We start from the raw sequence: 12,152 nt of genomic DNA on the forward strand, positions 1-12,152 counted from the left end.
TTCTTTATATGTTATACATTAATCAATTCAATTTTAAAAAAATTACTAGATAAAAATTGATTAAAATATGTAATTAAAATTTGTTATTACAAATCTGTAATGGTTTACATTTAACCCTGTATTATTCATAACGCCAGGAACTAGAGAGTTTAAACTCTTTTAATCTTTCAAGGAACAAAGAATGCTTATTCTAACTCGTCGAGTCGGTGAAACGTTAATAATTGGCGATGAGATAACTGTAACAGTACTAGGAGTTAAAGGTAACCAAGTGCGTATTGGTGTAAATGCCCCTAAAGAAGTTTCGGTACATCGTGAAGAAATATATCAACGTATTCAAGCTGAAAAAAAACAACAACAAAATTATTAATCAATACTGCATCTTACTATCTTAAGTAAGATGCAATCTTTTTATTTGCTTCAACAATATAAAGCATGAATATTTTTTATATGAGAAAATATATTTGACTTATATGAAAAAAAAAGTAAAATAAAATTTATAAAAATAAAAAAATTTTTATAGTCAGGTGAGATGGCCGAGAGGATGAAGGCGCTCCCCTGCTAAGGGAGTATGTAGAAAAAACCTGCATCGAGGGTTCGAATCCCTCTCTCACCGCCACCACTTATGAAATTTTAAATTGCATCCGTAGCTCAGTTGGATAGAGTACTCGGCTACGAACCGAGCGGTCGGAGGTTCGAATCCTTCCGGATGCAAAAATAAAGCATCAATAAAAATCTCTCAAGTATAAATCAAAAAAATATTTATCAAACATTATATGTATAAAATGTTTTCAGAAATACCTTAATATTTTAGATCAGGAGATAAAATTGATACAAGATATCTCGAAAAAAATTGCTTGGTTAAAAGTAAATCCGAAAATGTTAGAAGGTATTTCCCGAGGAATTGAACGCGAAACTTTAAGAATCGAAAAAAATGGAAATTTTTCTAAAAAAAATCATCCATATTCAATCGGATCTTCTTTAACTCATAAATGGATTACTACTGATTTTTCAGAAAATTTACTAGAATTTATTACACCTACAAGTAGCGATATAGATTATTTGTTATCTTTTTTAACAGATCTGCATTGTTTTACGGCATCAAAAATAAAAAATGAACGAATGTGGCCCTTTAGTATACCTTATTCTTATAACAATCAAACAAATATTCAAATTGCTCAATATGGAAAATCTAATATTGGAAAAATGAAAACTACTTATAGAACAGGTTTAAAGTATCGTTATGGCGATCTTGTGAATACTATTTCAGGTGTACACTATAATTTTTCTCTACCTTTATTTTTTTGGGAAAATTGGGAAAAAAATAAACAACAAGAAAATAATACTGATTCTATTTCATCAGGATATTTAAATTTAATTAGAAATTATTATCGATTTGGCTGGATTATCCCTTATTTATTTGGATCATCACCTGCAATATCACCATATTTTTTACAACACACAAAAAAAAAATATAAATTCCAAAAAAATAAAGAAAACATATTTTATTTACCATGGGCTACTTCATTAAGACTTAGCGATATTGGATATACTAATACTAAAATTTTAGATTTAAATATCATGTTTAATGATCTTCATGAATATATTGAATCATTAAAAAATGCCCTGAACACACCATCGAAAAAATTTATTAATATAGGATTAAAAGATGTAAATGGTCGTTTTAAACAATTAAATACTAATATCTTGCAAATCGAAAATGAACTATATACTCAAATAAGACCTAAAAGAAAAACAAAAAATGGCGAATCACTTGTAGAAGCTCTAACAAAAAGAGGAATTGAATATGTTGAAATACGTTCTTTAGATATTAATCCATTTTCACCTATAGGTATAAGTAAAAAGCAAATACTTCTATTAGATTTATTTTTAATTTGGTGTGCTTTAATCGATTCACCTAAAGTTGATACAACAGATTTTCTATTAACAACTAAAAATTGGGAAAGAATAATTTATGCAGGAAGAAAACCTAATCAAAAAATTTACATGAACAATAAAAATGAAACAAAAACATTAATTGAAATAAGCGAAATTATATTTAAAGACTTAAATGAAATCGCATTAATACTTGATCATAATTCAAATAATTCATCATATCAAATAGCATGCAAAGAAATTCAATCATTTTTTCACAATCCAGATTTAACTTATTCTGCTCGATGCTTAAAATTTTTAATTAAAACTGGAATAAAAAAAATAGGACTGTCTTTATCTGATAAATATCATCAAAAATTTATTCATAGAGATTACTTAAATCTAAATAAAAGTATTTTAGAAAAAGAAACTATACGTTCTCATCAAAAACAAATACAAATAGAATCAGAAGACACGTTATCTTTTGAAGAATATATAAACAAAAAATAATTCTCCCATGTCGGTCAACATGGGATATAAAATGTTAATATATTTTTCATATTAAATGTACTTTTCTACTGTTATAAAAAAATATTTTCAAGTATTGAGCTTCTAATTTATAAAATATAAATAATAACTTTATTGAGATAATTCATCTACTTTATCAATTTTTTCCCATGGAAATTCTTCTCTTCCAAAATGTCCATAAACCGCTGTTTTTAAATAAATAGGCTGAAGAAGATCAAGCATCTTAATCAATCCATATGGACGCAAATCAAAAATGTTACGAATTAACAAAATCAAAGAACTATTACTTATTTTTCCAGTTTTAAAAGTATCTATCATAATAGAAATAGGTTCTGCTATTCCAATAGCATATGAAAGCTGAATTTCACAGCGATCAGCTAAACCAGCAGCAACAATATTTTTAGCTACATATCTAGCTGCATATGCTGCAGAACGATCTACTTTTGAAGGATCTTTACCAGAAAAAGCACCTCCTCCATGTCTAGCCATACCTCCATAGGTATCAACAATAATTTTACGACCTGTCAAACCACAGTCTCCCATAGGTCCTCCAATCACAAATCTACCTGTTGGGTTAATAAAGAATTTCGTATTCTTTGTCAACCATCTTTTTGGCAGCACTGGTTTAATAATTTCGTCCATCACTGCTTCTTTTAACATATTTTGAGTAATATGTTCTTTATGTTGTGTAGAAAAAACTACAGTATCTATTCCTATTATATTTCCATTTTTATATTTAAATGTCACTTGACTTTTAGCATCAGGTCTTAACCAAGGTAAAATATTTTTTTTTCTTACTTCAGATTGTTTTTTCATTAAAAGATGAGCGTAAGTAATAGGTGCTGGCATGAAAAATTCTGTTTCATTAGTAGCATAACCAAATATAATACCTTGATCTCCAGCTCCTTGTTTTAAAGGATCAAGACGATCTACACCTTGATTAATATCTGGTGATTGTTTTCCAATTGCATTTAAAACTGCACAAGAATTAGCATCAAATCCATCATCAGAATTAATATAACCAATATTATTAATAGTATTTCGAGTAATTTCTTCAACATCAACCCATGCGGTTGTTGTAATCTCTCCGCCAATTAAAACCATGCCTGTTTTAACGTAAGTTTCACAAGCAACACGAGCCTTAATATCTTGCTTGAGTATTTCATCAAGTAAAGCATCAGAAATTTGATCAGCAATCTTATCTGGATGACCCTCTGAAACTGATTCAGATGTAAAAAGATGTTCAGCCATATTCTATCTACCTTATTTAAAATAATTTTATTTCCATAATTTTGAAACAATCAAAATATTTTTAACATATAAAAGTCAAATATACGATACACTAGATTTATATTTTTTAAATTTATAATAAAATATTACTTTATTTTAATATTTTTTAAAATAAAAAACTTGTAACTGGAAATTTACTGTTAATATATGAAATATAGTGCTTTTTTAAAGCAGGAAAAAATAACGATATGTTTTTAATGTGTAATATAAACATATTATAAAATTTATTTGTTAACATTAGAAAAATAAAAATGATAAAAAAAATATTGATTATTATAATTAGTATATTTTTTTTTTATCTTCACATAAAAAAAATAATTTTAAAAAAAATACTATAAAAAATTTCTATCAAGCAAAAATCTTATCAATTAAAATTCATAAAAATGCACCAGGTTCTTTTTATTGCGGGTGTAAAATTATTTGGAAACAAAAAAAAGGTATTCCTAATTTATATTCTTGTGGATATAAAATTCGAAAAAATGAAAATCGTGCAACAAGAATTGAATGGGAACACATCATGCCAGCATGGCAATTTGGACATCATAAAAAATGCTGGAAAAAAGGAGGTCGAAAAAAATGTATTAAAGATAAAAAATATCAATATATCGAATCTGATCTTCATAATTTGCAACCAGCTATTGGTGAAATAAATGCAGATCGTTCTAATTTTATGTATGGTCAATTAAATAATAAGATTTCGCAATATGGAAGATGTAATATGAAAATAGATTTTCAGAAAAAAATAGCAGATCCGCCTGCAAGAGCTCGAGGTGCCATAGCTAGAACTTATTTTTATATGAGTAAAAAATATAATATAATTTTATCGAAAAAAGAAAAAAAAATATTTTCCATATGGAATCAAATGTTTCCTGTAACACAATGGGAATGTGAAAGAGACAGACTAATATTTCAAATACAAGGCAATCATAATAATTATATTTATAAAAAGTGTTATAAAAAATATGAATAAAAATATCCCACGTATATACATTAAAGATTGTTTGAAAAACAATAAAACTTATTTGTTATCAGAAGATAATGTACACTATGTTAAAAACGTTTTGAGAATGAAAATGCAAGATGCATTAGAAGTATTTAATGACACTAACTATATTTTTTTTTCTAAAATAATATATATTTCTCAGAAAATAATCAAAATAAAAACTGTCAATAATAAATTAAAAAATATTGAATCTCCACTTCATATTCATTTAGGACAAGTTATTTCCAAAAATGAAAAAATGGACTTTACTATTCAAAAATCAATTGAAATGGGCGTTAATATTATTACTCCACTATTTTTTAACAATAGTCATTTTCAAAAAAAAAATATAAATATATCTAATAAAATGAAACGTTGGGAAAAAATAGCAATTTCTGCATGTCAACAATGCAAACGTAATATTATTCCAAAAATAAAAACTCCTATAGATATTTTTTCATGGTGTAAACAAAATAAACACAACGACATAAAAATTATTTTTCATCCTGAATCTATATTAACAATTAATCACTTAACAAAATCTATAAAATATATTCGAATAATAATTGGACCTGAAAGAGGTTTTTCATATGATGAAATTCAAAAAATTGTTAAATACGGATTTATTTCAATGAAGTTAGGACCTAGAATTTTAAGAACGGAAACTGCTGCTCTTGCAGTAATTACGGTGTTGCAAGCAAAATTTGGTGATTTACAATAATATTCTATTTTTATTTTAATTCTTATATTTTTATATGATTTTTTTTAACATGCATAAAAAGTTAATGAATTAAAAATAAAATTTTTGATTTGTAAAAAAATTATAAAGATTTTTTATAAAACATTATGTTGACATATAATATTTTTTTTTCTTTTTTTAATAGTTTTAATACCTCTTTGTGTACCAATCAAAATAATATCAGCACTTCTTGAAGCAAATAAACCTACTGTGACTACTCCTGGTAATGAATTAATTTTTTTTTCCATTAATATAGGATTTTTTATACATAAATTATATACGTCTACAATTATATTTCCATTATCTGTAATAAAGTTTTTTCGATGTTTTGGTATTCCTCCAATTTTTGTCATTTCTTGTAAAATATAAGAAAGAGCTATAGGAATAATTTCGATAGGTAATGGAAATTTTCCAAGAGTATCTACTTTTTTTGTTTTATCAATAATACAAATAAATTTCTTTGCCATTGTTGCAATAATTTTTTCTCTAGTTAGTGCACCTCCTCCACCTTTAATCATTTGCATACGATGATTGATTTCATCGGCACTATCGACATAAATAGCAAGCGAATTAAAATTTTTTAAATTAAATACTTCTATTCCTTGTTTTTTTAACAATACAGTAGAAGAATTAGAACTAGATACTGCTCCATATATTAAATTTTTTATTGTACTTAAAGCTTCAATAAAATAAAAAATAGTTGTTCCAGTTCCTACACCAATAATAGTACCAGGATAAATATAATCTAATGCAGCCCATGCTGCTTTTTTTTTTAGTTTATTTAAATTCATGATATAAAAAATTATTTTATTTTCAATTAAATTATAAAATAGAAAAATAGTAGATTTTTATCTGATTAATTAACATTTAACGTATGATGTTTAATCAATAGTTTTAAATAAAAAAATTTTTATTCTTTAATTTAATAAAACTATTTAATTGAGAAGTTAAAATAAAAGACAATTATTTTTGAATTTTCTGGGGTACCTGGATTCGAACCAGGGATGCCGGTATCAAAAACCGGTGCCTTAACCACTTGGCTATACCCCATCATTTTAATAAATTTTAATTTTTTAAAAATATATGTTTATTCTGAAATATTAATAATAAGTTTTTTATTTTTTAGAAAAATAATATACGGGAGGCGAGATTTGAACTCGCACACCTTACGGCGCCAGAACCTAAATCTGGTGCGTCTACCAATTTCGCCACTCCCGCTTTTGTTTAAATATGGTAGCTACGACGGGAATCGAACCCATGACCCCAGCGTTATGAGTGCTGTGCTCTAACCGACTGAGCTACGTAGCCTAATAAAATATTTTTATATAATAAGAATATATTTTATAATATATAAATTGAATAATCAACAAAATTGTTTTAATTAACAAATAATATCAGGAAAATAATGAATACTAAAATAAAAAATAATAATTTTATTTGTCAAATTATTAATGAAGACTTTAATAAAAATAAAGATTTATCTTTTTACACTCGTTTTCCACCAGAACCAAATGGATATCTGCATATTGGTCATGCAAAATCAATATGTTTAAATTTTGAACTAGCACGTTTATACAAAGGACATTGTAATCTTCGATTTGATGATACTAACCCAACAAAAGAAAATATTAAATATATTAATTCGATCAAATATGATATTAATTGGTTAGGTTATCAATGGAATGGGAACATTCGTTATTCTTCTGAATATTTTTCAATACTATATAAATATGCACAAGAATTAATTAAACAAGGTTTAGCCTATGTAGACCAACTAACAAAAGAACAAATACGTGAATATAGAGGAACTTTAAATACTCCAGGTAAAAATAGTCCATATAGGGATAGAACAATTCAAGAAAATATGGAACTTTTTAAAAGAATGAAAAAAGGAGAATTTCCTGAAGGAAAAGCATGTTTACGTGCTAAAATAGATATGAATTCTTCTTGTATTATTATGCGTGATCCCGTGTTATATCGAATTATTTTTACTAAACATCACCAGACTCAAAAAAAATGGTGCATATATCCTATGTATGATTTTGCTCATTGTCTTTCTGATTCTATTGAAGGAATTACTCATTCATTATGTACATTAGAATTTCAAGATAACAAATCTTTATATAACTGGATTTTGAAACATACTAGTGTTGTACACTATCCTAAACAATATGAGTTTTCTCGACTTAATCTAGAATTTTCTATTTTATCTAAAAGAAAAATTAAAATACTTATTGATAAAAATATTATAAAACGATGGGATGATCCTAGAATACCTACGCTTTCCGGTTTAAGAAGAAAAGGATATACACCATCTTCTATTAAGAAATTTTGTGAAAAAATTGGTGTTACTAAACAAAATAATCTAATAGAATTCTCCATGTTAGAACATTGTATTCGGAAAGAATTAAATGAAACTGCTATACGTACTATGGCTGTATTAGAACCAATTAAAATATTTTTGTATAATTTATCTCAAGATCACAAAGAAGAATTAATAGTTCCTAATCATCCTAACAATCCTGAAATGGGTAATCATAAAATTATTTTTACTAATACGATATATATTGAACGTTCAGATTTTAAAGAAAAATATGATAAAAAATATAAAAGATTAAAACTTGGAGAAACAATACGTCTAAGACATGCTTATATAATTAAAGCAGAAAAAATAGAAAAAGACGAATACAATAATATTATTAATATAATCTGTTATTGTGATTTAGACACTCTAGGGAAAAAACCAAAAAATAATAAAAATCCCCCGGTTATACACTGGATTTCAGAAAAAAACGCGTTTCCGGTAGAGTTCAGATTATACAATAGATTATTTAACATAAAAAACCCAGAACACGAAAAAAATTTTCTATTATATATCAATTTAGAATCTTTTAAAAAAAAATACGGTTTTATAGAAAAAACAATAGGAGAAAAAATACAAAAAAAAATTAATTGTAATAATATAAAATTATTTTTTCAATTTGAAAGAATTGGTTATTTTTGTATAGATAATATAGATTCTAAAAAAGATAATTTAGTATTTAATCGTACTGTTAGCTTACGTGATGTATGGAATGTTAAAAAATCAATATAAAAAACATTACTAATAATTAGTATAAGTATATACTCTTAAAGTTATCTTATAAATTAAGATATATCATAAAATAAAAACAGTAAATATATTGTTATAAAAATTTTCATATTAATAAACATATTTTAGGATAAAAAATTATCATAAAATATTTTATATTAAACACTTATTCATTTTAACTAATATTTTTATATTTAGCATGACTAAAAATTATATTTTTATTACTGGTGGAGTCGTTTCATCTCTAGGAAAAGGTATTGCAGCTGCTTCATTAGGTGCGATACTCAAAGCGCGAAACCTAAAAACAACAATTATAAAACTAGATCCATATATCAATGTGGATCCTGGTACAATTAGTCCTATTCAACATGGGGAAGTATTTGTCACTGAAGATGGATCTGAAACAGATTTAGACTTAGGTCACTATGAACGTTTTATTCATACGAAGATGACATGTTTAAATAACTTTACTACAGGTGGGGTTTATTCTCAAGTTTTAAAGAAAGAAAGAAGAGGTGACTATTTAGGAGCTACTATTCAAGTCATACCTCATATTACTAATGCTATTAAAGAAAGAATTATTTTATGCTCAAAAAATAGTAATATTATTATTGTAGAAATAGGTGGAACTGTTGGCGATATTGAATCTCTTCCATTCCTAGAAGCAATTCGTCAAATGGCAGTTGATATTGGAAGAAAAAATGTTATATATATACATTTAACATTAGTACCTTATATTGCTACAGCCAGTGAAATAAAAACAAAACCTACACAACATTCGGTTAAACAGTTACTTTCAATAGGAATACAACCAGATATTTTAATTTGTCGTTCCGAAAAAACTGTACCTATTAATGAAAGAAAAAAAATTGCATTATTTTGCAACGTACCAGTGAATGCTGTTATATCTCTCAAAGATGTTAATTCAATATATAAAATACCAAAATTATTGAAAAATCAAAAATTAGATGATTATATTTGTAAATATTTCAAACTAAATGTTCCTGAGGCTAATTTAAAAGAATGGGAAGAAGTAATTTACGCAGAAAAAAATTATAATAATAGTATTATAATTGGAATTATTGGAAAATATGTTAAATTGCCTGATGCATATAAATCAGTCATAGAAGCTCTTAAACACGGAGGTTTAAAAAATAAAATAAAAGTTAATATACAATTAATTAATTCTCAAGATATAAAAAATAAAAACTTTACAATTCTAAAAAATCTTAATGGTATTTTAATCCCTGGAGGTTTTGGTGACCGAGGCATCACAGGAAAATTATTATCTATACAATACGCACGAGAAAATAATATTCCATATTTTGGAATATGTTTAGGTATGCAAATAGCAATTATAGAATTTGCACGAAATGTTGTTGGAATTAAAGAAGCCAACTCAACAGAGTTTGATCCTGAATGTAAGTACCCTATTATTGATTTAATAAAAAACTGGAATAATATTTCATGTAAAGATTCTAATCAAAAAGAAAATAACATGAACTTAGGTGGAACTATGAGATTAGGTAGTCAACTTTGTGAATTAAAAATAAATAGTTTATCTCGAAAATTATATAATCAAGAAATTATCACAGAAAGACATAGACATAGATATGAAGTGAATAATCTTCTATTAAAAAAAATAGAACATGCAGGATTACAGGTAACAGGACGTTCTAAAAATAATAATGTAGTAGAAATTATAGAACTATCTAATCATCCATGGTTTTTAGCATGTCAATTTCATCCTGAGTTTACTTCTACACCACGTGATGGACATCCATTATTTATAGATTTTGTAAAATCAGCAGGAAAACAAAAAAAAATTTTATATAAAATATTTTAAAAATATATTAAGGATAAAAATGTCTAAAATTATAAAAGTTATAGCACGTGAAATAATAGATTCTCGAGGCCATCCTACTGTAGAATCCGAAGTACATTTAGAAGGTGGTTTTGTCGGATTAGCTTCTTCTCCTTCTGGAGCTTCTACAGGTTCTTTAGAAGCTTTAGAATTAAGAGATGAAAATAAAAGTAGATTCATGGGAAAAGGAGTAAAAAAATCAGTTTCATTAATAAATGAAATAATATCTAGCACATTAAAACATAAAGATGCTAGAAATCAAAGTGATATTGATCATATTATGATTAATTTAGACGGAACAATAAACAAATCTAAATTAGGTGCAAATTCAATTTTATCTGTATCATTAGCTGTCGCAAAAGCAGCTGCTGCATCTAAGGGAATGCCTTTATATCAACATATCGCAGAAATTAATAATACACCAGGTGTTTTTTCTATGCCACTACCAATGATTAATATTATTAATGGTGGACAACATGCTAATAATAATATTGATATTCAAGAATTTATGATTCAACCAGTTAGTGCAAAAACAATCAAAGAAGCTATACGTATAGGATGTGAAATATTTTATACACTAGGTCAATTATTAAAAGAAAAGGGAATGAGTACAGCAGTAGGAGATGAAGGAGGATATTCTCCAAATTTAAAATCTAATGAAGAAGCTTTAAATATTATTCAAGATGCTGTACATAGAACTAAATATAAATTAGGAAAAGACATACGATTAGCAATAGATTGTGCTGCGTCAGAATTATATAATAAAAATGAAAAAAAATATCAACTGAAGGGAGAAAATATTTGTTTTTCTTCAAAAGAATTTACGCATTATTTAGAACAATTATCTAAAAAATACCCAATAGTTTCAATTGAAGATGGACAAGATGAGTCTGATTGGGATGGATTTTTATATCAAACAAATATATTAGGTCATAAAATGCAATTAGTAGGAGACGATTTATTTGTGACAAATACAAATATTTTACAAAAAGGTATAAAAAAAGGAATTGCAAATTCTATATTAATAAAACTAAACCAAGTTGGTACATTAACTGAAACTCTTGAAGCAATAAAAATGGCAAAAAAAGCAAACTATAGTGTTATTATTTCGCATCGTTCAGGTGAAACAGAAGATGCTTCTATAGCAGATTTATCTGTAGGAACATCATCAGGACAAATTAAAACTGGTTCTATGAGTCGCTCTGATAGAACTGCAAAATATAATCAATTAATTAGAATAGAAGAAAATTTAGGTAAAAAAAACGCTCCTTTTTATGGTTTAAAAGAAATAAAATCAGCATTATAATTTTATAAGAAAAACGTAATCTATTAAAAAGAATCAGGTATTTTTATAATATGCCTGCTTCTTATCTAATAAAAACTTTTAATTTCTTAAAAGTTATTGGATAAGATACAAAGTCTTTAGAAACATAAATAAAAGTATATATAATCAATAATTAGTATAGTTTAATATATTCATATGAATATTTTTAAAAAATTAAAAAACTTTTTGTATGTTTTCTATATTAAATTTTTATGTAAAAATAGATATAGAGGATTGTTTTATTAATATAAATAAGTCTCTGTCGTAATAAGTACTAATCAATTTTTCTAATTTTAAAAATTTATAATGTGATTAATCATAAATTTTCTTTAATATTTATTAAAAATCTGTATAACCTATGATCTATCTAATCTTTTTTTGTAATTTTTATTCCTAAAAAATAGCAAGAATTATCATATCATCTTTTATAATTATTTTATTTAGTAGAATATTTCAAACGTC

General features: G+C 25.7%; 9 protein-coding genes and 5 tRNA genes. 9 read left to right on the forward strand and 5 right to left on the reverse strand.

Features of this window, described 5'->3' with window-relative positions; genetic code table 11:
• Positions 1 to 181: 181 nt before the first annotated feature.
• The 4 genes from csrA (at position 182) to gshA (ending at position 2,382) form a co-directional block, all read left to right on the forward strand.
• Positions 182 to 367 carry a carbon storage regulator CsrA gene (gene csrA / locus G4A98_02020; protein ID QIQ41987.1) on the forward strand — a complete coding sequence of 62 codons (186 nt, stop codon included), beginning with the start codon at positions 182 to 184 and terminating at the stop codon, positions 365 to 367.
• Between the two features lie 156 nt (positions 368 to 523).
• Positions 524 to 616 (forward strand) — tRNA-Ser (locus tag G4A98_02025).
• A 21-nt stretch (positions 617 to 637) separates the two neighbouring features.
• Positions 638 to 711 (forward strand) — tRNA-Arg (locus G4A98_02030).
• Between the two features lie 114 nt (positions 712 to 825).
• Positions 826 to 2,382 (forward strand): glutamate--cysteine ligase, encoded by a 1,557-nt coding sequence (gene gshA / locus G4A98_02035; GenBank protein QIQ41988.1) that lies wholly within the window; start codon positions 826 to 828, stop codon positions 2,380 to 2,382.
• A gap of 129 nt (positions 2,383 to 2,511) precedes the next feature.
• On the opposite strand, the gene metK is transcribed toward gshA, so the two are convergent.
• On the reverse strand, positions 2,512 to 3,651 hold the full coding sequence (gene metK / locus G4A98_02040) for a methionine adenosyltransferase (GenBank protein QIQ41989.1): 1,140 nt from the start codon (positions 3,649 to 3,651) through the stop codon (positions 2,512 to 2,514).
• 325 nt (positions 3,652 to 3,976) lie between these two features.
• Here metK and G4A98_02045 point away from each other — a divergent pair, with 325 nt between their 5' ends.
• Entirely contained in the window at positions 3,977 to 4,660 is a 684-nt protein-coding gene (locus tag G4A98_02045; GenBank protein ID QIQ42172.1) for a deoxyribonuclease I, read from the forward strand.
• Positions 4,626 to 5,393 (forward strand): 16S rRNA (uracil(1498)-N(3))-methyltransferase, encoded by a 768-nt coding sequence (locus G4A98_02050; GenBank protein QIQ42171.1) that lies wholly within the window; start codon positions 4,626 to 4,628, stop codon positions 5,391 to 5,393. The genes G4A98_02045 and G4A98_02050 overlap by 35 nt, the downstream gene beginning before the upstream one ends.
• Positions 5,394 to 5,506: 113 nt before the next feature.
• Here the strand turns inward: G4A98_02050 and rpiA are convergent, their stop codons facing one another.
• The 4 genes from rpiA to G4A98_02070 all read right to left on the reverse strand — a co-directional run bounded on the left by rpiA (position 5,507) and on the right by G4A98_02070 (position 6,719).
• Positions 5,507 to 6,202, reverse strand: a complete 696-nt coding sequence (gene rpiA / locus G4A98_02055) for a ribose-5-phosphate isomerase RpiA (protein ID QIQ41990.1) — start codon at positions 6,200 to 6,202, stop codon at positions 5,507 to 5,509.
• Positions 6,203 to 6,389: 187 nt separating this feature from the next.
• Positions 6,390 to 6,461, reverse strand: a tRNA-Gln gene (locus tag G4A98_02060).
• A gap of 86 nt (positions 6,462 to 6,547) precedes the next feature.
• Positions 6,548 to 6,629, reverse strand: a tRNA-Leu gene (locus G4A98_02065).
• A 13-nt stretch (positions 6,630 to 6,642) separates the two neighbouring features.
• Positions 6,643 to 6,719 (reverse strand) — tRNA-Met (locus tag G4A98_02070).
• Between the two features lie 97 nt (positions 6,720 to 6,816).
• On the opposite strand from G4A98_02070, the gene glnS reads away from it, so the two are divergent.
• From glnS to eno, 3 genes are all read left to right on the forward strand, one after another.
• On the forward strand, positions 6,817 to 8,505 hold the full coding sequence (gene glnS, locus G4A98_02075) for a glutamine--tRNA ligase (protein ID QIQ41991.1): 1,689 nt from the start codon (positions 6,817 to 6,819) through the stop codon (positions 8,503 to 8,505).
• Positions 8,506 to 8,701: 196 nt separating this feature from the next.
• A complete protein-coding gene (locus tag G4A98_02080) occupies positions 8,702 to 10,348 on the forward strand; it encodes a CTP synthase (protein ID QIQ41992.1) in 1,647 nt (548 codons plus the stop codon).
• 19 nt (positions 10,349 to 10,367) lie between these two features.
• On the forward strand, positions 10,368 to 11,672 hold the full coding sequence (eno, locus tag G4A98_02085) for a phosphopyruvate hydratase (GenBank protein ID QIQ41993.1): 1,305 nt from the start codon (positions 10,368 to 10,370) through the stop codon (positions 11,670 to 11,672).
• Positions 11,673 to 12,152: the final 480 nt, after the last annotated feature.

Source organism: Buchnera aphidicola (Microlophium carnosum), from assembly GCA_011752475.1.
GTDB classification, from domain to species: Bacteria; Pseudomonadota; Gammaproteobacteria; order Enterobacterales; family Enterobacteriaceae; genus Buchnera; species Buchnera aphidicola_BG.

Coding starts and splice junctions, on each gene's coding strand:
- csrA (QIQ41987.1), top strand. CDS start 182: ATGCTTATTCTAACTCGTCGAGTCGGTGAAACGTTAATAATTGGCGAT.
- metK (QIQ41989.1), bottom strand. CDS start 3,651: ATGGCTGAACATCTTTTTACATCTGAATCAGTTTCAGAGGGTCATCCA.
- rpiA (QIQ41990.1), bottom strand. CDS start 6,202: ATGAATTTAAATAAACTAAAAAAAAAAGCAGCATGGGCTGCATTAGAT.
- glnS (QIQ41991.1), top strand. CDS start 6,817: ATGAATACTAAAATAAAAAATAATAATTTTATTTGTCAAATTATTAAT.
- G4A98_02080 (QIQ41992.1), top strand. CDS start 8,702: ATGACTAAAAATTATATTTTTATTACTGGTGGAGTCGTTTCATCTCTA.
- eno (QIQ41993.1), top strand. CDS start 10,368: ATGTCTAAAATTATAAAAGTTATAGCACGTGAAATAATAGATTCTCGA.